Origin of the sequence: Spiroplasma sp. SV19, assembly GCF_030060925.1 — a bacterium.
In the GTDB taxonomy this organism is placed as follows: Bacteria; Bacillota_I; Bacilli_A; order Mycoplasmatales; family Mycoplasmataceae; genus Spiroplasma.
In genome coordinates, this window is sequence record NZ_CP045455.1 from 747093 (window position 1) to 768253 (window position 21161).

The 21161-nt window shown below is 28.1% G+C and carries 16 protein-coding genes; 3 read left to right on the forward strand and 13 right to left on the reverse strand.

Going from position 1 to position 21161, the window contains the following annotated elements; translation table 4 throughout:
* Positions 1 to 155 precede the first annotated feature (155 nt).
* The 7 genes from E7Y35_RS03640 to E7Y35_RS03670 form a co-directional block, all read right to left on the reverse strand.
* Positions 156 to 848, reverse strand: a complete 693-nt coding sequence (locus E7Y35_RS03640) for a folate family ECF transporter S component (RefSeq protein WP_283271629.1) — start codon at positions 846 to 848, stop codon at positions 156 to 158.
* A gap of 3 nt (positions 849 to 851) precedes the next feature.
* Positions 852 to 1976: a bifunctional folylpolyglutamate synthase/dihydrofolate synthase gene (locus tag E7Y35_RS03645; RefSeq protein ID WP_283271630.1), complete on the reverse strand. Its 1125-nt coding sequence runs from the start codon at positions 1974 to 1976 to the stop codon at positions 852 to 854.
* Between the two features lie 3 nt (positions 1977 to 1979).
* Positions 1980 to 4826, reverse strand: coding sequence for an excinuclease ABC subunit UvrA (gene uvrA, locus E7Y35_RS03650; protein ID WP_283271631.1), 2847 nt, complete (start codon positions 4824 to 4826; stop codon positions 1980 to 1982).
* Positions 4827 to 4944: 118 nt separating this feature from the next.
* Positions 4945 to 5268, reverse strand: a complete 324-nt coding sequence (locus E7Y35_RS03655; RefSeq protein WP_283271632.1) for a hypothetical protein — start codon at positions 5266 to 5268, stop codon at positions 4945 to 4947.
* A gap of 44 nt (positions 5269 to 5312) precedes the next feature.
* A complete protein-coding gene (locus tag E7Y35_RS03660) occupies positions 5313 to 5966 on the reverse strand; it encodes a hypothetical protein (RefSeq protein ID WP_283271633.1) in 654 nt (217 codons plus the stop codon).
* Between the two features lie 23 nt (positions 5967 to 5989).
* On the reverse strand, positions 5990 to 6289 hold the full coding sequence (locus E7Y35_RS03665) for a GIY-YIG nuclease family protein (protein ID WP_283271634.1): 300 nt from the start codon (positions 6287 to 6289) through the stop codon (positions 5990 to 5992).
* A 9-nt stretch (positions 6290 to 6298) separates the two neighbouring features.
* Entirely contained in the window at positions 6299 to 7831 is a 1533-nt protein-coding gene (locus E7Y35_RS03670; RefSeq protein WP_283271635.1) for an ABC-F family ATP-binding cassette domain-containing protein, read from the reverse strand.
* A gap of 370 nt (positions 7832 to 8201) precedes the next feature.
* Here E7Y35_RS03670 and E7Y35_RS07135 point away from each other — a divergent pair, with 370 nt between their 5' ends.
* Positions 8202 to 8384 (forward strand): hypothetical protein, encoded by a 183-nt coding sequence (locus tag E7Y35_RS07135; protein ID WP_502957519.1) that lies wholly within the window; start codon positions 8202 to 8204, stop codon positions 8382 to 8384.
* 57 nt (positions 8385 to 8441) lie between these two features.
* Here E7Y35_RS07135 and E7Y35_RS03675 read toward each other — a convergent pair whose 3' ends face one another.
* Positions 8442 to 10013, reverse strand: a complete 1572-nt coding sequence (locus E7Y35_RS03675; protein ID WP_283271636.1) for a lipoprotein — start codon at positions 10011 to 10013, stop codon at positions 8442 to 8444.
* Positions 10014 to 10555: 542 nt separating this feature from the next.
* On the opposite strand from E7Y35_RS03675, the gene E7Y35_RS03680 reads away from it, so the two are divergent.
* A complete protein-coding gene (locus E7Y35_RS03680) occupies positions 10556 to 12616 on the forward strand; it encodes a M60 family metallopeptidase (protein ID WP_283271637.1) in 2061 nt (686 codons plus the stop codon).
* Between the two features lie 166 nt (positions 12617 to 12782).
* On the opposite strand, the gene E7Y35_RS03685 is transcribed toward E7Y35_RS03680, so the two are convergent.
* Both E7Y35_RS03685 and tpiA read right to left on the reverse strand, forming a co-directional pair.
* Positions 12783 to 14000, reverse strand: coding sequence for a lipoprotein (locus tag E7Y35_RS03685; RefSeq protein WP_283271638.1), 1218 nt, complete (start codon positions 13998 to 14000; stop codon positions 12783 to 12785).
* A gap of 983 nt (positions 14001 to 14983) precedes the next feature.
* Positions 14984 to 15721 (reverse strand): triose-phosphate isomerase, encoded by a 738-nt coding sequence (gene tpiA, locus E7Y35_RS03690; protein ID WP_283271639.1) that lies wholly within the window; start codon positions 15719 to 15721, stop codon positions 14984 to 14986.
* A gap of 111 nt (positions 15722 to 15832) precedes the next feature.
* On the opposite strand from tpiA, the gene E7Y35_RS03695 reads away from it, so the two are divergent.
* Complete coding sequence (locus E7Y35_RS03695; RefSeq protein WP_283271640.1) at positions 15833 to 16189, forward strand: rhodanese-like domain-containing protein; 357 nt, start codon at positions 15833 to 15835, stop codon at positions 16187 to 16189.
* Here the strand turns inward: E7Y35_RS03695 and E7Y35_RS03700 are convergent.
* The 3 genes from E7Y35_RS03700 to secA all read right to left on the reverse strand — a co-directional run bounded on the left by E7Y35_RS03700 (position 16179) and on the right by secA (position 21066).
* Positions 16179 to 17591: an APC family permease gene (locus tag E7Y35_RS03700; RefSeq protein ID WP_283271641.1), complete on the reverse strand. Its 1413-nt coding sequence runs from the start codon at positions 17589 to 17591 to the stop codon at positions 16179 to 16181. The two genes, E7Y35_RS03695 and E7Y35_RS03700, sit on opposite strands and share 11 nt — an antisense overlap.
* An 80-nt stretch (positions 17592 to 17671) precedes the next feature.
* The gene (gene whiA / locus E7Y35_RS03705; protein ID WP_283271642.1) at positions 17672 to 18607 is read right to left on the reverse strand and encodes a DNA-binding protein WhiA; all 936 of its coding nucleotides are present in this window, start codon (positions 18605 to 18607) and stop codon (positions 17672 to 17674) included.
* Positions 18608 to 18678: 71 nt separating this feature from the next.
* Positions 18679 to 21066: a preprotein translocase subunit SecA gene (secA, locus tag E7Y35_RS03710; protein WP_283271643.1), complete on the reverse strand. Its 2388-nt coding sequence runs from the start codon at positions 21064 to 21066 to the stop codon at positions 18679 to 18681.
* Positions 21067 to 21161: the final 95 nt, after the last annotated feature.

Below are 21161 nucleotides of genomic sequence, written 5' to 3' on the forward strand. Positions count from 1 at the left end.
TCCTTCACTTAATCATTAATAATATTACAACTAACAAATAATAAGTAAATATAAATTACCAAAATTATAATATCTTTTTAGTTATCCACAAGTATTTTGAATAAAAATACTTATTTTTATTAGATTTTTGAAAGTTTTACACATATAAACAATTTTTAATGATTCGGAGAACTACGTTTTTTAAATTTAATTGGCACGAATGATAATGTTTTGTTTTGAGCACACCATAAAGTAATACTGTGCCGTGTTGTAATTAATTTATATAAAATGGTAAAACTAGAAATTGTCATTGGTAAATAAATTGCCATTTGGATTGGAAACTTAATTGCTTTTGCAATAAATGTTACGCCTAACACAACTGAATTTCAACCAATTGAATATAACCATAAGACATTAAACCCAAACGAAATTAACACAAAAGCAATGATGTATAACATAATTGTTTTTACAACTCAAAATTTCTCACTTTTAAAAAGAAAAACAATGCTACCCATTAAACCATAAAAAGCAAGATTAAAAGCAAAACCACCATGGTAGGTTCCTTGAATATTAACTAACGATCCTAAAGTATCAGTTGCAATGCCACTTAAAACACCAAAAAAAGGTCCAAATAACATTCCAACAACAAAAATTAAAAAGTTACCTAATGCTAATGCAATTCCTCCCGTAATTGGAATTGTATACCCAATTAAATTTGTTAAAATAACTGATAATGCAATTAATAAACTTGTTACGGTAATTGTCAGAATATTAATTTTTTTTAAATTCTTATAATCTAATAAAACACCCAGTCCAAGGAAGAACCCAATTCCCAACCAAGCGCCAATATTTGTTAATAAATACAACATATTTTACATCCTCTCTAAATAAAACTGATATACTAACGGAATAAAATACAACGACCCACAAACTAAAATATTTTTTGTCTTGTTTTGCAATAATAATTTTTTTCAATTTTTTACTTTATTATGAAAATTAATGTTCGTAATATCTCACGACATTGGGTGTTTAAAAGCAGTAATATACAAATTTGTCCCAAAATGTTCTTTTAACAACATTAAATTTTGCAAATAATCTTTCTTTTGTGCTGATGCATATAGTACTAATACTTCATCATGGTTTAAATTATTTAGCATTTCAAATGTATGAATGCAAGCACGAATTCCTTCGGGATTATGTGCACCATCAATAATAAAATACGGGTTTTTACTCAATTGAGTAAAACGACCCAAAACCGGATTTACTTTAAAAAGTGCATAATTAATTTTAAACTTAAAAAATGTCAAAAACTTAATTACTAGTCCAACATTAAATTCTTGATAATAATTAATTGCTTGCGGATAAACTTCGCTTGTAATAATTCTATCCGAATTAAGATATTTTGTAATAACAGAAAAATATTTTTGACAATTTGCACTAATAAAAAGTTTACAATCATTTTTAACAATCCCAACTTTATTTTGAATAATACTTTCTAAACCAGTCCCTAAAACTTCAGTATGATCATAATCAATTGAAGTTAATAACACCGCTAATTGATTATTAAAAACATTAGTTGCATCTAATCGTCCACCAATCCCAGCTTCAATTACAGCAACTTCAATTTGCTGTTCTAAAAAATATTTAATACAAATTAAAACTCAAATCTCAAAAAAGGTTAGTTGATAAGTTTTAATTTCTTCTTTAATACTCTTAATAATTCGTTTTAAATCATTATCACTAATAATGTCATTATTAATTTTAATTCGTTCATTGTGTTTTAAAAATGCTGGCGAAGTAAAAAGGCCAACTTTTTTATAATTTAACATTAATTGTCGTTGCAAATAATTAGAAACAGAACCCTTCCCATTAGTTCCAACAACATTAACAACTTGAATTTTATCTTGTGCATTATGATATTTTTCTGCTAATAGTTTTGCTAAATTATATTCTTTCTTAAACAAAGCAGCTTTAAAAAGTTGTTTTTTAACAACCATTAATTATTTTTCCTGATTCAATAATGGTTTTAGATATTGTGCCGTATAACTAATATCACTTTTTACTGCAATTTGTTCTGGGGTTCCTGTTGCAATAACAGTGCCACCACCAATACCACCTTCTGGTCCTAAGTCAATAATATAATCTGCTACTTTGATCACATCTAAGTTATGTTCAATTGTAACAACTGTATCACCATTGTCCACAATTTTATTTAAAACTAATAATAGCCGCTTAACATCATCAACATGTAGCCCTGTTGTTGGTTCATCTAATAAAAATAATGTTTTACCTGTTGTTCGTTTTAGTAAAAAAGTTGATAGCTTAACTCGTTGTGCTTCTCCCCCTGATAATTCAGTTGCTGATTGTCCTAGTTTGATATAACCTAAACCAACTTCTTGCATTGTTCCTAACTTCTGACTAATCTTTGGTTGTTTTGCAAAAAATTCACAAGCCTGGTCAACTGTCATTTCTAAAACATCATAAATATTTTTATCTTTAAACTTAACTAATAATGTTTCATCATTATATCTTTTCCCTTCGCAAACTTCACAAGGCACATAAACCGTTGGTAAAAAATGCATTGAAATTTTAATAATTCCATCCCCTTGACAATTCTCACAGCGTCCTCCCGGAACATTAAACGAAAATCGTCCTTTTAAATAACCACGGGCCTTTGCTTCGTTTGTATTTGCAAATAAATCACGAATGTCATCAAAGACTGAGGTATATGTCGCTGGATTACTTCGCGGCGTTTTTCCAATTGGGTCTTGTGAAATATTAATAACTTTATCAATATTATCAATCCCAACAATTTTGTCATGCGCTCCAGGGCGATCAGTTGCTAAACCAAGATTCTTCTTAATTCCTTTTCATAAAATCTCATTCATTAAAGTTGACTTCCCACTACCAGAAACTCCTGTTAAACAAACAAATTTATTTAAGGGAATTATTACATTGATATTTTTTAAATTATTTTCACGTGCTCCTTTAATTTCTAATGTTAAACTATTCCCACCACGACGTTTGCTTGGCACCGCAATTGCTAATTCACCAGTTAAATATTTTCCGGTAATTGAATTTCGACTTTGCTTAATATCATCAACACTTCCAGTTGCAACAACTTCACCACCATTAATTCCTGCCCGCGGTCCAATGTCAACAACATAATCACTTGCACGAATCGTATCTTCATCATGTTCAACAACAATTAAAGTATTTCCTAAGTCTCGTAGACTTTTTAATGTTTCAATTAATTTGTCATTATCACGTTGGTGTAATCCAATTGATGGTTCATCTAAAACATATAGGACTCCGGTTAACTGACTTCCAATTTGCGTTGCTAATCTAATCCGTTGTGCTTCTCCCCCTGATAAAGTTGAAGCATTACGTGACAATGTTAAATAACTCAAACCAACTCGATTTAAAAAATCAAGGCGATTAACTAATTCGTTAATTACTAATCGCGCAATTTCTTGTTGTGACTCAGTTAAAACTAAATTTAAAATTTCTTTTAGTTCATCTTCAACTGACAAGTCAGTAAAATCAGAAATACTAATATTATTAATTTTTACTGATAACGGAATTTCATTTAACCGTTTCCCCTGACAAGTTCCACATTTTTTATCTGTCATAAACTGCTTATAATATTCACGAGCAGTTTCACTAGAAGTTTCGGTATAACGTCGCTCAATTAATTGTCCAACTCCTTCAATATAATCATATCCACGCATAATATTTCCGCTTGCTGTTTTAAAATTATATTCAATTGGTTCATCACTACCGTGAATTAAATATCCCAATTGCTCTTTTGTTAAATCACTAACTGGTTGTTCTAAAATAATATGATAGTGTTCGGCAAGAACTTTAAATTTTTGTCATTCAATATTTGTTGTATTAACAATATTTTTTAAATAAACAATTGCTCCTTGCAATATTGATAGTTCGCGATTTGGAATTAATAAATCCTCATCAACTTCTAATTTTACACCTAATCCCTTACATTCATTACAAGCTCCAGCTGGTGAATTAAAAGAAAATAATCGTGGTTCTAATTCTGGAATCACAAACCCACAAATATTACATGAATAATTTGTTGAAAATAGTGTTTCTTTTTGTTGATCAACAAAATCAATCTTTACTAAAGCATTCCCATACTTTAGAGCAACTTCAATCGCATCATGAATTCGACTTAATAACTCTTCTGAATTCTTGTACACTAACCGGTCAATAATAATGTCAATGTTTTGTCGTTTGTTTTTATCTAATTCAATTTCTTCATCCAATGTTTTAATTTCGCTATTAACTTTTACCCGAATAAAACTTTCTTGTTTTAACCGTGCAAATAAATCTTTAAAACTACCTTTTTTATCACGCACAACTGGTGATAAAATCATAAATTTTTCTCCTTCACTTAAAAGCTGTTTTAAATTGTTAATAATTTCTTTAATTGTCACTGACTTAATAACACCATGCCCATTAATACAATAAGGAGTTCCAACCCGTGCATATAATAATCGTAAATAATCATAAATTTCAGTTACTGTTCCAACTGTACTTCGTGGATTATGACTAGTTGTCTTTTGATCAATTGAAATTGCTGGTGACAACCCATCAATTGCATCAACATCTGGTTTTTCATTACCACCTAAAAATTGACGAGCATAACTTGACAAACTTTCAATATAACGACGACGACCTTCCGCATAAATAGTATTAAAAGCTAATGATGATTTTCCACTCCCTGATAAACCAGTAAAAACAACTAATTTATCTTTTGGAATCTGAACATCTATATTCTTTAAATTATTTTCACGTGCTCCTTTAACAACAATTCAATCTTTTCCCATTTTTTCACCTTCTTAATTATTATTTTATAAAAATAACATAGTAAAATGATATTATTTTTTAAAACAAATGCAAATGTAATTCAAAAAAAATCTAACATTTACTGTCAGATTAATAAAATTAGTTAAGTTCTGTAACAATTTGGCTTACTTTATTTTCAATAAAATAGGCGTATTCTTTAACTAATTCTTCTTGTCCTTCTAAGAAGAATAAAATTTTCATGATTTTCTCTTTTAGTTCTGAAACTTCTTCATCACTGCTATAATTTTCAATAAAATAAATTTCAACTAATTGTTCGGCAATTTCTTCATCAGCAACTGATTGCTCATAATAGTTATTGTAATTAGCTTCATTTAAAATTTCACCAACAAAATCTCGAAAAATTTTATCATCATTAATTTTCGTTTTAATTTCTAATAATAATTCTTTTAATTCTGGTTTCATATTTTCCTCCCTTTTTTGTGTCTACATATATTGTACTATATAAATTAATTATTTTCTTGTTTAAATAATTTGTTATATTGTTCCAAATAATTTTCTCGCTTAGTAATAATTTTGGCCAGATCTTCATCAATCATTGTTTGTTTTTCCAAAAATTGACTCTTTTCATTTTCAAATGGTTTTAAGACACGAATTACAATCTTTTGTAACCGTAATACCAATTCTTGATTATCCAATAATTGAATTGAATTTGTTAGAACCTTCTCATAATTGAAACCAGCTAAAGAAGCATTTGCTGGTCCAACTAATTTTGTCCCATTTTTTAAAAGCATTCGTTGTAATCGATCATATTCATCATCAAAATAATTTCGTTTAACATAAAACTCAACTTCATTTTTAAATTCCTGACCATTTTTCCCATTTTTCCGGTGAAAAACATTCCGATTATTACCTGTTGTATATCCTTTTGCAATTAAATTTGATAAGTCAGTTGTTAAATCAATATTTTGCTCAAGTTTTGCTTTCAGAATATAGAACACTCGTAAAACATAGCCAATAAAAACCTGATTATTTTGCTCACTAAAATCATAGTATTTTAAAATATCTAAGCAAAGCATAATGTCACTTTGTAATGCTTGTGCCTGATAACGCTGATACAACTGTGTTAACTCATCAACTAAAACTTGAATATTGTTATCCATCCTACCTCCACTTTATGTTTCTATTATGATTTTACCACATCTGTTCCCATTACAAATGATAAATCAATCTTTTGCTTTTGCAAAAAATTAATTTTATCAACCCGTGATAACTGCTTAAAAGTTGCTTCACGTTGCATTGCTGCTGAGCGCGTGTCATATTCTTCACTATAAATTATTTTAACTGGTCTGCGCTTTAATAACGCCGTATACTTTGCACCGTTTCCAAGGTTATGTTCTTGCTCACGACGAACTAAATCAACCGTATACCCAGCATATAATGTTTTATCGGCACAAACTAAGACATAAAAATAATGTTTTTGCATAATTAGCTCCTATATCATTTTCTCAAAATCAAGTACTTTGTCTGCTCAATTAACACTAAAATTAATATCATGGGTTGTAATTAAAACAGTTCCTTCAAATGCTTGAATTGCTTCTAGTAATGCTTCTTTAGCTAAAACATCAATATGATTTGTTGGTTCATCTAAAATTAGTAAACTACATGGTTCTAATGACAACGCTGATAACCGAACTTTCGTTTGTTCTCCTCCAGATAACTTTGTCATTTGGTTTTGCATTAAAGTACTTTTAACTCCAAAATTTGCTAAAATACTACGAATTCGTCCTTCTTCAAGATCAGGATATAAATTTTTTAAATACTCAATTGGCGTCATATCTATCATCGCTTCAATTTGATGAAAATAAGCAATAACAACACCATTACCAAGTTTTAAAGTTCCCCCTAACTTTGGAAGACTTCCTGCCAAAGTATTTAAAAAAGTTGTTTTTCCAATTCCGTTATATCCTCGCACAATACATTTTTCTCCATCACGAATATCAAATGTTAAAGGTTGAATTAATGGAAACTGATAACCAATCTCTAATTTTTCGGCACTAACAATTGTTGTACTTGCTGGTCGCTTATATTTAAAACTAAACTTTGGTTTCGTTAATTCATGACGTTTTTCAATAACATCCATTTTCTCAATTTGTTTTTGGCGTGACTGTGCACTTTTCGCCGTTGAAGCACGTGCCTTATTTTTTGCAACATAAGTTTCTAATTTTTTAATTAATCGCTCTTGGCCTTTTTGGGCTTTATCATACTGTTCGTTTTTTAATTCACTTAATGCTAAGTACTGCTGATAATTTCCAACATAACGATTAATTGTTAAATTCTCAATTGCATAAATAACCTTTGCAACTTTATTAATAAAATCAACATCATGAGAAACTACCAAAAATGCTTTATCATAATTTTGTAAAAACTTTGCTAACCATTCAACTTGTTCTAAATCTAAAAAGTTAGTTGGTTCATCTAACAATAAAAAATCATTTTCTGATAATAACAACTTTGCTAAAATAACTTTGCCCCGTTGTCCTCCCGATAATTCTAATAACTTAGTATTTAACTTTGTTGGGTCAATCCCTAATCCATCAACTAAACTTCGAATTTCTTTATCAATTGTTTCAAACCCATTTTGGTCTAAATGTTCTTGCAGTTTTAAGGCCTTCACTAATTCATCTTCATTATAATTAACACTCATTTTTTCATAAATATCATGAATTTTTTGTTCAATATCAAATAAATGTTGATATGTTAATTTTAAAAACTGATCAACTGTTAAACTACCATCTAACTCTTGATGTTGATCTAAATAACCAATTTTAACTTTTGGATGTAATTCAATCATACCTTGTTCAGGAGTAATTTTCCCATAAATTATCCTTAATAGCGTAGTCTTCCCGGTTCCATTAGCTCCAATTAATGCTAAATGTTCACCCTTATTGATTCGAACTGTTGCGTTCTTATATAAAACCTTTCCACCGTTAGCATGACTTAAATTGTCAATATTAATTAAACTCATTTTAACCTCAATCCCTTATTCCAATATATAATTATACCTTATTTTAAAATAGAAATAAAATAAAAGTTTTATATAAAATTAGAGATTTATATATTTATGATTTTATTGATGAAAAATCTCGTTTTGGTCTAGCATATGTCTCTGAAAATAAGTCACAATTAACAGCCAGTAGTATATTTATAAAGCTCAACAAGATTTTAAACAAAATAGTATAGAAATTAAACGAATTAGAACAGATAATGGTCCTGAATATGTTTACAGTTACAAACCCGAATATAAATATCATAAAAGCGAATTTATAAAAGCCCTAAATGAAAAAGAAGTTGCTCATCAGACAACTCCAATTCGTTCTCCCCAAAGTAATGGGAAGATTGAAAGATTTCATCGTAACTGAAATAAGTTTTTTGAATATCTACCCCGATATCCGAAAGATATCAATGATATCAAAAAACTGATTAAGATCTTTCTTAATTATTATAACAACATTCGGCGCCATAAGAGCATAAATCTTTTAACACAGCTTGGGCAGGTGTTAAAAGATTTAAAAGACTAACTGGTCTAAAATGTATATGGTGTATTACATATATAAAAATAATTTAATATTAAAAAATTAAACAACTTTAAATTCAATTGTCTGTAAAAATTCATCGCTCTTATCAGTATTTGTTTCCTTATCACTTGGTTTAAAGAAAAAACTATAAGCAAAACTATTGTAACTAAAGTTAATATACATTGGTACATAAGAGCCACTTGGATCCTGTTTTCGAAGCAAATGAAAAACAAATGATTTTTGATCTTTTACTAAATTAACTTTTTGTTTTAGATCACTATAAGTAAGAATATAAATGTTTGTATTTCAATTTGTCCTTGAACTTAAGGTACCTTCAAATATATTAAACACTTTTCTAAAAACTGGTGATAAATTAGCACTAATACTTTTATCTTCTGAAAAAGAAGCAGTTGTTTTAATTAAATTATCAAAATCATCTTGGTTTACTTTAAAAACAAGCTTATCATTATATGTTTCAATTTGATAATATTGTCATAACTTCATTGTTATTTCAGCAAATTGAATTAAATCCTGATCAGTATATTCTTTTGCAATTAATACTTTAATTGGTGTTTTTAAACTTTTATATGTATTCTTATTGTTAAATGGTAAATTTTCAATTGTCAAACTACTTGGAACAAAAGAAGCAATATTTCCTTTCACATAATAATCTGATAAAGTTGTTGCATTAAAATATTGATTTTTATAAAATTGCAGAAATTTTTCTGATGTTAATTTTTCAGGATCGTAACCTTCACCAGCTCATCTTAAGACCGAATGGGCTTTAACTAAATTGTGTGTAAGAGTCATAGTACTATAAAAAGAACTTCAAGCGCAACGTCCCTTAAATAAAATCCCTCTTTCTGTTAATTCTTTTACAATAACTGGTCAAATAGTATTTGATGAATCAATATTATTATAGCTGCGATTTACTTTATCAATCACTTGATAGTTTTCCTTCTTAAAAAGCTCATCAATAAAAGTAATAAAATAGTTTTCAAGGTTTTTTTGAATGCCGCTTAAAGCTTCAACATCATTACAAATGACAACGAAACCTTCAGTACTATTACGCTGTTCAAAATCTTTAAATTTAATTTGATATGAAATCTTAAAATTAATTGTAATTCCCATAATACTCTTGTCATTAACAGTCATTAATTTTGCCAAATTATCAAAATTAATATGACTTAACATAAACGCAATATCATCTGGCTCTACAGATAATGGTACAGTTCCCAAATAAAAATTAGAATATTCATTGGCAATTTCACGATTCAAATTGTCAAACTCTGCTTTAAATCCCGTCACTAATTGGTCAAGAAAACGATATTGATTAATTGCATTGCCAGTTAAAACTTCACCATCATTTGTTTTCAAACGAGTAACTAATTCTTGAAATTTTGTAATTTGATCAGGATAAATGTTAATATCAATTGTTGCTTTTTTATCTCATCATGCTTTAAACCGTTCTGATACCTTGGTCATAATTTTATTAATAATGTCAACATCGTTTACCCCTTGTCCAGCATCATCATCAGGAACATGCTTTGGTTTGCTATTGCAACTAATAATTGTATTAACCGTTGGTGCCAATAAACTAACACTTGTTAAAACTGTTAGCAATTTTTTCATTTTTTGATCCCCCTTTTGTAAAAAAAAGATTTATACTTTAATTGTATTTTAAAAAAAAAAAAAAAAACAAGAGGGTATCCTAAGGCTGGATATGGCACATTCCTGATTTTTTAATCCTTGAATTTTGTAACTTTCAAATAATACTCGTTCTTCTATGATAAAATGTTTATAATTCATATTGTTACTACTTTCTATTTAGAGGTAAAAAGTATAACATATGAATTTTTTTACTTTATATAAACTTGCACTTATTATGATAATCTACACTCAGTAATTTTACAGGTGTTAAGTTCAGCATACCTTTACATTTGTTTAAAAAAGTTATAAAATGAAAAAAACAATGATAATAAAGGAGAATACTAATAATGCTACCTATTATGTTTAACCTGAAAACCTCATATATGATAAAAGCATTATTAATTAATGCTTTACATACACAATGTATCACCTTATTTAAAAGAGAGTATGAACCCCCCGGTATTGTAAATTTTAAAATAATTATCAAAAATTAAAAAACTTAAAATACTAAGGAGGCAAATAACATGAAAAAGTTATTGAGTATTTTAGGGGCCGCCGGATTAACAATTACTAGTACAAATGGAGTTCTTGCATACAAAATTTATGCAAAACCCAATATTAATAGAAGTCAATTGTTAAAAGAAAACTATCAATTTTTAAATAGTATAGCCATTGCTGACCGCGAAAATCGAAATCTTACACATTCGGAATTTAAACCAACAGGTTATTATTTACAATCAAAAAATACTTATACAGTTATATTCAATCGTAATTTAACTGACGATGAATTAGGAAATATCAAACTATCAATTGGTCAATGAGGACAATATAAAAATATTAACCAAAATAAAAATAATGTTTTTAGTCATTTTGTAATTCCAACAAAAAGCAACTTTATTACTTTTTATTTAAATACTGCTGGGGTGCTTTATCTTGCTGATAATAATCAAACTGATTTACAAGTAACTAGCGTAAGAGCAGAAAAACCTAATGCTGTCATTAAAATGCCAACTTTCAAAATCAATCAATCGAATCAAACTGATTTTATTAATGATGTTTTAAATACAAATTCGCCTTTTGTTGAATTTGTTTCCAATCATTTTATTGGAACAATGCAAACAGAAATGATTATTAAAAAAGTTCTTCCTCATTTAAAACAACATTTCAATGCTATTTTAGCTGGATGAGACAAAACCTGAAAATATACTAATGAAATTCTTGGCTTAAATGAAAATAATGATGGCATTAATAAAAAATATCCTCAATATATTCATATCGCTAACGAAGATGACAGTGATGGTTATGCCAATGCTAGTAATGACCGAATAATGTTTCAAAATAGTACCTCAGCTGGGGAAAATTTGTTTTTAGACAAAATTAGTGATCAATGAGCATTCTGACATGAAACTGGTCATACCTATCAAAGTTCGCAATATAATTGAGGTGATGATTTGGGGGAAGTTACAAATAACATTAGTGCACTATATGTTCAAGAACATTTTAATATTCCACTACGAATTTTTAACTATGTTAAAGAAATTAAATTATTTTTCCAAACCCCAAGTGAAAAACGAGATTTCAGCATCATTAAGCAAGAACCTTTATGAGTTAGACTAGCAATGTTTTGACAACTACACATGGCATTTGGAGCAAACTTTTTCCCGCAATTAAATCAAACTTATCGAGCAATGCTTAATACTGAAAAAAGTGAATTTAATAATAAGCAATTTAAAATTCAGCAATTTATTATTCATACTTCGGAAATAACTGGCTATAATTTAATCCCTTTCTTTGAACAATGAGGCTTGCGTCCAACTACAGAAACTAAAAATATTATTAATCAATACCAACGTTTAACAAAACCAATTTGAAATAATATTATTGATGAATCAACTAAAGAACGCCCAATTGTTCAAAAAATTGTACCAATTAAAAAAGTAACATCTACTAAAGAATTTACTGCAAAAAATATAACAATAAATTTTGGGGATGAATTTAAAACAATGAGTGCAATTAAAAAAATTTTTACATTACCTAATTTAACTTCTAAAGAAAAAATAACCGTGTCTGCTAATTACAATTTAGCATTAAGTACATTAACTAAAAATCTAAGTCATCTTTCAGTTCCTGTTGAAGTGCAAGTTGCCGAAAAAAATAAAATTCCAAATATACAAATATATTTGTTTAATTTAAGCAAATTAAATAACACCATTAGATTCCAAGGAATAAGTGATGATTATAAAGGAGCAATGGGTTTAAATGCACAAGATAAATTAATTCGATTTTATGGTAATACTGATGAAATTCATTACTATTTTAGAAACGAAATGTACTATACTATTAAAATTAAAAATAGTACTGGTAAATTAATCAAAAATATGATTATTACTGGTAATCAAAATTTCAGTGAAATTATTAAAAAATATAATTTGACCGATGGGATTAAATATGATGAAAATTATCAAATTTCAATTATCCCTGCTGAAGGCAATCGTGTCCAAATTTTTAATAAAAATGAATATCAACCATTAAATGGCCCCAAAACATATATTATTAAAAATAATAATTTTGTTGAAATAAAATAAAAAAATAATTTAAAATGGGAAAGATTAATAATAATCTTTCCCATTTTTTAATTAAAACAAATATTAATTTTACTAAGTTTTTTAACATACAATTGTTTTATTCCCACAAATATCTTGTGACAAATAAAATGATCTTTTATAAAAATACTATTAATTTTCTCATTAATTAGAAACCACTTTCGTTATTAGCAGAAATATCAAATTGAGCTAATACTTCATAATATACTTTTTTTGTCATAATTTTTGCTTTTTGATCACTAATCTCAAACAATCGTGATCCAGCTTTGGGCGCTAAAGTTATAACTCCTTTATTGTAATCCACATTAATAACATTAATTTCATCATCTAAAATATCATTATATTTATTAATAAATTCTTGTCCTAAAGTTGCAATAATTACTTTTCTTCTAATAAGATTAAAATTATCGTTTGGTAAAAGCATTCAATTGATTTTTAGTTTTATTGTTGGGGTTGGATCTAAAATACCAACTGGGTCTATTTTTTCATTATTTGCATTTAAATAATATTTATTCGTATTAACAATAAAATTAAAATGAACTTTAAATGAAGAAGGACTAATAATGTTATTTTTGTTATAAGTTAAAGAAAATGTTCCTTCATTTTCAAATAATTCATATTCAAGTTTTGCTGACAATAAAATTGAACTAAAAGCGTTTTGATAAACTGTAAAAGCCCGATTACGATCACCAAGATACTCCATAACTGTTGCTCCTAATGTCAAAGGCTTAAGCGGTTTCTTATCCCCCGTATAGTCCTTATAAACTTCTTCATTAATTGTAATTGTCCCTAATTCATTTTCTTTAACCAACTGATCAAATGTTAAATTTTCATTTATAATATTAACTTCGCCAAGAAAGTTTCTTCCCTGTTTAGCACGAATTATTGCAGAATGTTCACTGGTGTTTACTGAGACATCAACATCATCAACCGTAAGAGCAGTTCCATTTAATAAATTAATACAGTTTAAAACTAAATTTTCATCATATACTGGCATATCTATTGAACTATAGGCCAAAGAAGTCACTGATAAAATCTTTGTTAAATCATTAGTTGTTCACTCTAAATGAATTTCTTTTGTTAAATAATCTAAATTATTTTCATTTGGCAAATAACGAATAATAGCATTTTGCATTCCTGGTAAAATATCAACATCAAATTTGTCAATATTAATATTTTTATCATAAACTTTTAAAGCTGTTTTTATCCCACCAATTGTCGGAATTGTTTTAATTGTTGTAAGTTCCCGAGGAACATTATCATCAATCTTTTCTTTCATACTAGTTTTATTTGTACAACTAATTGGCAATAAACTAGTATTCCCAATTAAAGTAACACTGCCTAAAATAGTCAGTAATTTTTTCATTTCTTTTTCCTCCTTAAATTTGTTAATAAAAAATATACTAACAACCAAGAGGTGGGAATTTTCCCTTTTTAAACTCATTTAACAATTCTGTTTTCTGAAAATTATAAGAGATATCATGTTCAATAAATTGTTTTCTTTCACTAATTAATAAGAACAACATTAAAAGAAGATAAATATTAAAAACTTTAATATCTTATACTTTTCTAATAACATAGTTAAAATAAAATTATTATTAATAGTTAACATACAATTAATTTTCCCATAATATGAAAACCATAATTTTAAGAAAATTAAGTTAAGAATTGCAGCAAGACTAGCTAATAAATAAACAACACAATATAAAATTATTAATTTAAAATAAATTTCTTGATAAACAGATGGTAAATGGTTTAATGAACAATAAGATTGATAGTTAATGATAATATTATAAGTAAAATAAATAAAATTAACAAGTCATAGTGCTACAAAATAATATTTTTAACAAAAATAACTTTTAATTCTGATAATTGCAAATAATATTGGTACTTCTTATTCATATAAAAATTATTTAAAAGAACACAACAATTAATTAGAATCGTAGTAATACTAACTAAATAAACCGAATCTAAAATTAAAAGCACAAGTGTTAATTTATGAATTGGATAAGTATTATATAAAATAGCTAAAAAAAATAAATAGGCAATAAAGAAGCCAATAAAAATCTTAAAAAATATTAGACATAATTTTTTAACATAATTTACCATCTTTTACCAAATTACCTTTCAAAAAAACAATATTTTTACTATTATACAAAAAAAAAAAAAAAACAATATAATAAAGATGAGAAATTAACTAATTTCTCAAACTTATTCCTATTTTTAAAATTCTATAATTTTAGTAAATTTAATTATAGCTAAAAATATGTTAAGATCTAATTAATTTTTTTCAAAATAAAAGTTATATTTTAAAAATATAACTTTTTTATTTTAGTTCAGAAGATTTAATTATTTTACTAATCCCAAGAAAGTCTGGGGTTCTAAACTAGCTCCCCCAACTAAAGCACCATCAATATCGGGTTGTGCTAATAATTCCTTAATATTATCTGGTTTAACACTACCACCATATTGAATTCGAATTACATTTGCTACTACATCATCATAAAGATCGGCAATTTTAGCGCGAATTATTGCACAAACTTTCTGAGCAATTTCAGCTGTTGCTGTTTTTCCAGTTCCAATTGCTCAAATTGGTTCATAGGCAATAACAACTGTTTTTGCAGCTTCCAAATCAATTCCCTGAAAAGCTTTTGTAATTTGCTTTTCAACAATTTGTTGTGTCTCATTGTTTTCATATTGTTGTAATGTTTCACCACAACAAATAATTGGTACCATACCTTTTGCTAATAATTTTTTTGCTTTTAAATTAACAGTTTCATCAGTTTCATTAAACATTTCCCGACGTTCAGAGTGGCCAATAATAACATGGGTTATTTTTAGATCTTCTAACATATCAACTGAAATTTCACCCGTAAAGGCTCCAAAATCTTCATAATGACAATTTTGCGCTGTAATAATTAAATTATTAGCATGTTGCTTTGCAACAGCTAAGTTAACATATGGTACTGCCACTCCCGCTTCTAATGATAAATTAGCACAAGCAGCATCAACTTGGTTTAAAAACTTAATTGTTTCACTAGTTGTTTTATGCATTTTTCAATTTCCAATAATAATTGGTTTTCGCATTCTATTCCCTCGTTTCTATATAACATTTTAATTATATACTTAAATTTTACAGATTTCTTAATAAAATAATAACTTTCTTAATGCTATAATATATCATAAAGAGGTGAAAAGATGTTTTTTTCAGCATTTCAGACGAAATATAATACAAAATCAATTAGAAAATTACCCAAAATTAATAATTCGGAAAAATGGTTAATTATTGATGTACGACCAAAAGAAGAATGAATTGAAAGTCATATTACTAATAGCATTAATATTCCTCACCATTTATTTCGTTTAATTTATTCAAAAAAAATTGTGAAGGATAAAAAAATTCTTTTTGTCTCAAGTGCTGGTCATTCGCATCTTGACTTATATCGCTTACTAAAAAAACATAATTTTAAAGTTTATATTTTACTAGGTGGCTGAAAAAAAGTTCACCAGACTGATGAACTTGATAAAATCTTAACTTATAACCCTATTGATTAATTTTATTAATCACTGGGGTTTTTATTTGGTACGGAACGGGTGGCATTGTTTTATTTAATAATAATTCATTAATTCCTCATAAAATTAAACTTCCCCCAATAATACCCACTAAACTATACAATGTATTATGATTACTATTAAATGCAACAAAACTATAAATAATATATCCAATCGAAACTAGTAAAAAGAAAATCGCAAACCCCGCATAGTAATACATTCCTTTTACTGTGGTTACTTCAACACGTTTTGTATAACGATTTACTCATATTGCAACAATTAAACTAATATAACAAATAAATGCAACAAAACTAACTGCATTTGAAGATATATCTAATAAATAAAGTGGATCGTTCTTAACTCCTAAACTAGTTCCCATAATAATTAAGTTAAAACTAACTGTAATTGCCATTTGAATTAAACCAATTTGTTGATAACTTAGTTCTCTTTTACCAATATAAATAAGACGTTCATCTTGAACAGTTTGTCCCAATGCTGGTGAAACAAATGTTAAACCATTAATACTCATCAAAGCGGTAATAACAATAAACCAAGTTAAAACACGCGCAATTGGACCACCAATAATATTCTTAAATAAAGTAAAAACACTTCCATCGTTTGTTCCTAAAAATAATGAAACAACTTGAATTAAATAAAAAATTGTAATAAAAACCATTGCAACAAATAATGCTTTTGGCACGACATTTTTGTTAGAAACTTCTTTTTGTAATCCTGCTGCATAAATAAAACCATCAAATGAAAATAATACCGGTAAAATACCCATAAAGAAATTTCCAAATTTTAATTCTTTAAAACTATCAAACACATTTCCATTCATTGGAACAATAAAACCAATAACTAAACTTACTAATAATGGAATAAATTTAACAAAGGTCCCAATTGTTTGTATTCATTTACCAACATTTCGTAAAAAAATATTTAATAAGTAAAACATTATTAAAAGAACACTACCCACACTAATGGCAATTGCGTTCTGAGTTGCTTTTGTAATACTCGTTATTTCTAACGCATCAAACATTGCGTTAATACTAAAAATTGGAAAAATTCCTAATAAGATTGGAAAGTAGAAAAAAATATAAAAGATTGAAAATAAACTGCCAACTTTACGACCAATTAAAACATTGGCCCAAGATGCTAACGTTCCATTTCCACTCTTTGTATTAATGGAAGCAATCTCAATAAAAACCATAATCATTGCAATTCCTAAAATTCCAACTAAAATTCATAATGCAATTGCTAGATATGGATTTTGAGTAAAATATAAAACATGGCCCTCAGAAGTATCATTTTTTAAATAAATTCCAATTCCGATTGTAATTCCAACAGCCGTTGAAAAAACAGTTAAGAATTCAAATAACTTAACATGTTTCTTCGTTTTTCCCATAATTTTTTCCTCCATTTTATTAATAAATAACCCTCAATAAGTATTTCTTATAAAAAAATATAAGTAAATTATAGCATATTTTACTTTTGGTTTTCATAATATTTTTTCTTAATTTCACGGAAAAGATGGTTAACTCCTGATTTTGAAATTTCTAAATTATGGTCACTTTCCAATAAAACAGAAAGATCCTGCAATGATGCATCAGGATAAGTAATTCGTAATAAAGCAACTTTCCTTGTATTATCATTTAATTCGTCAAACAAATTATGTTCTATCAAATAGTTAATCATAATTACTTGTTCTTCGCCTGCTTTCATAGCTTTCTGCTGATTTGAAATTTCAATGTTATTTAATCGGTTAATACTGTTGACCATATCACGCGAAATTCGGGTATTTTCAAATGCTAAGACACTATTAATCGCATCAATTAACTTTAGAAAATCAGAAACTAAAATTGATTTCTTAAGATAACAAACATATTTATCGTGGCGTGTAATTATTTTAAACGGAAAATGAAATTTGTGTAATAATTTGCGAAACGTCTGTGCTGCAACTTCATCAATAAACTGTACTTCTAAGTGATAATTACTTGTTTCGGGCGAATTGACACTTCCACACGCAACAAAAATTCCAGCAATATAAGCACGCTGTTGACGTTCATTTCAATCACCTGGAATGCTAATAATCTTTTGATTGGTATCAGCATCAAAAATTGCTAAGTCTTTTAAAATTTCAGCTGCCCGTTCTTTAATTCGCAAAATAAACGTTTTATTTTTCTTTAATTTTGTTGTTTGCATAATAATAATGTCAATCTCAACTTGATATAAATTTTTAAAGAATGCATAAATTGTGCGAATAATGGCATTACTAATTGAACTAACTTCAAAATTAAAATAATGGTTACTAATATTTAATGTCATATTATATTTAACAAAACCACATAAAAAAGCTTTCTGACAAATTGGGTCAAATTCTTTTTTAACAATTTCTTCTTTAACTTCTAACGCAAAACTCATTTTCATCCCTCTTTTAATTCTAATTTAATAGTACAGAAAAAACCACTAGCTTGGCATAGTGGTTTCGACAATTAACCTTTTTGTTTAAATTCACGAACTTCTTGTTCTGAATCTTGTAATGGTTCAATTCCCCCGTCCTCAACTTTTCGGATTACAACATTTGCTAATTTAATAACAACTTCATGGGCAATTGATAATTGCATATGTTCAAATAATTTTGCTGCTTCTTCAACATAAGCATGCAATGGATTAGTTTGAGCATAACTACGTAAATAAATCCCGCTTCGTAATTTACTTGCTTGATCAATGTGTTTTGTTCAATATTCATCAAACGAAGAAATGATAGCATTTCGTTCAATTTGATTCATCACATCAGGAGGAACATCTTCTGTCCGTGCTTGATAAAAGGCATTCATTTTCTCTGCCAGATATTTTGCGACTTCTTCACGGGTCATTTTTTCCATTGTTGTTTTATCTAACGCATTATTTGCAACAACTTTATCATTAACCCCTTTTATTAACTCATCATAATGAATAAATCATTCCCCATGAGATTGATTTCCAAACATTTTTGTTAAATCATAGGCTGCTGAATATTGCATCTTTTTAATAATTGGTTTTAAATCATTAGCTGTTAGAATTTGATCACGACGAGCATACATCGCCTCACGATGTTGTGCCAGAACATTATCATAATCTAAAATATGTTTTCGTTGGTCAAAGTTCATCCCTTCAACTTTTTTCTGCGCATTTGAAATTGCCCTTGTTAACATTCTTGAATGAATAAAGTCTGATCCCAGTCTTGCAAAAATTCGGCGTAAACGATCACCACCAAAACGCATCATTAACTCATCATCCATTGCGACATAAAAACGTGAAAACCCGGGATCTCCTTGTCGTCCTGACCGTCCACGCAACTGATTATCAATCCGACGAGCTTCATTTCGTTCAACCCCAAACACAGCCAATCCACCAAGTTCAGTTACTCCTGTTCCTAATTTAATGTCAGTTCCCCGTCCGGCCATATTTGTAGCTAGGGTAATTGCCCCTTTTTCACCAGCTTGAGCAATAATATCCGCTTCACGTTCATGGTTTTTAGCATTTAACATTTCAAATTTTAAATTAGCATTGCGTAAATAATGCGACACAATTTCTGATGATTCAACCGAAGTTGTTCCAATTAAAATTGGTTGTCCTTTTTCATGTAAAGTTAAAATTTCTTTCATCATTGCTTGCATTTTTGCATCACGATTAGCAAACATATAATCCGCTTCATCGCGACGAATTAATGGACGATTAGTTGGGATTTGGATTACTCGCATATTATAAATTTTAACAAATTCTTCTTCTTCTGTTTTTGCCGTTCCGGTCATTCCACTTAATTTATTGTATAAACGGAAAAAGTTTTGATAAGTAATAGTTGCCATTGTTACTGTTTCTTGTTCAATTTCCACATGCTCTTTTGCTTGTAATGATTGTTGTAAACCATCACTATATGCACGTCCTGGCATTAATCGCCCAGTAAACTGGTCAATTAAAATAATTTCATTATTTTGAACAACATATTCAACACCGTTTTTAAAAACAAAATTAGCTTTTAAAGCATTTAAAATTAAATGATATAATTCTGTATTTTTAATATCAAATAAAGAATTAATTGAAAAAATCTTTTCTGCTTTTGAAATTCCCTCTGGGGTTAAATAAACTTGTTTTGTTTCTAAATCAATTTCAAGATCATTTTCTCGTGACAATGATTTTGCAAAATGATCAGCTGCTTGATACTGTGGAATCCGATTTTGTCGACCCCCCGAAATAATTAAAGGCGTTCTTGATTCATCAATTAAAATTGAGTCAGCTTCATCAATAATAGCATAGTTTAATCCGCGCTGTACTTTATCACTAAAACTTTTGACCATATTATCACGTAAATAATCAAATCCCAATTCAGCGTTAGTTGTGTAAGTAATATCACAACTATATGCTGCTCTTTTTTCATCTTTATTACCACTACGCGTATTTAATCCTACTGTTAAACCTAAAAATGAAAACACTTGTCCATTAATCTCTGAATCCCGTTTTGATAAATATTCATTAACAGTAACAACATGCACTCCTTTCCCAGTTAAACCATTTAAATATGTTGGCATTAAAGCAGTTAATGTTTTTCCTTCTCCGGTTTTCATTTCAGCAACATCACCCTCATGTAAAACAATTCCCCCAATTAATTGCACACGATAGGCATGTAAACCCAAAATACGACGGGCTGCTTCTCGTGCCACTGCAAACGCTTCAACTAAAATATTATCTAATGTTACACCTTGTGCCAATTTTTCTTTAAATTCCGTTGTTTTTGCTTTTAATGCTTCATCAGATAATGCTTGCATTGCTCCATCTAATGCGATAATTTTATCCGCTATTTTTCCATGTTTTCTTACAATACTACGATCGCTAACTGCCATGTAACTATCTCCTCTATTCTACACAATTATAAACAATCATATTTATTCTATCATAAAAAATAATGTTCGCATAATTATTACACAATCTTAACAAG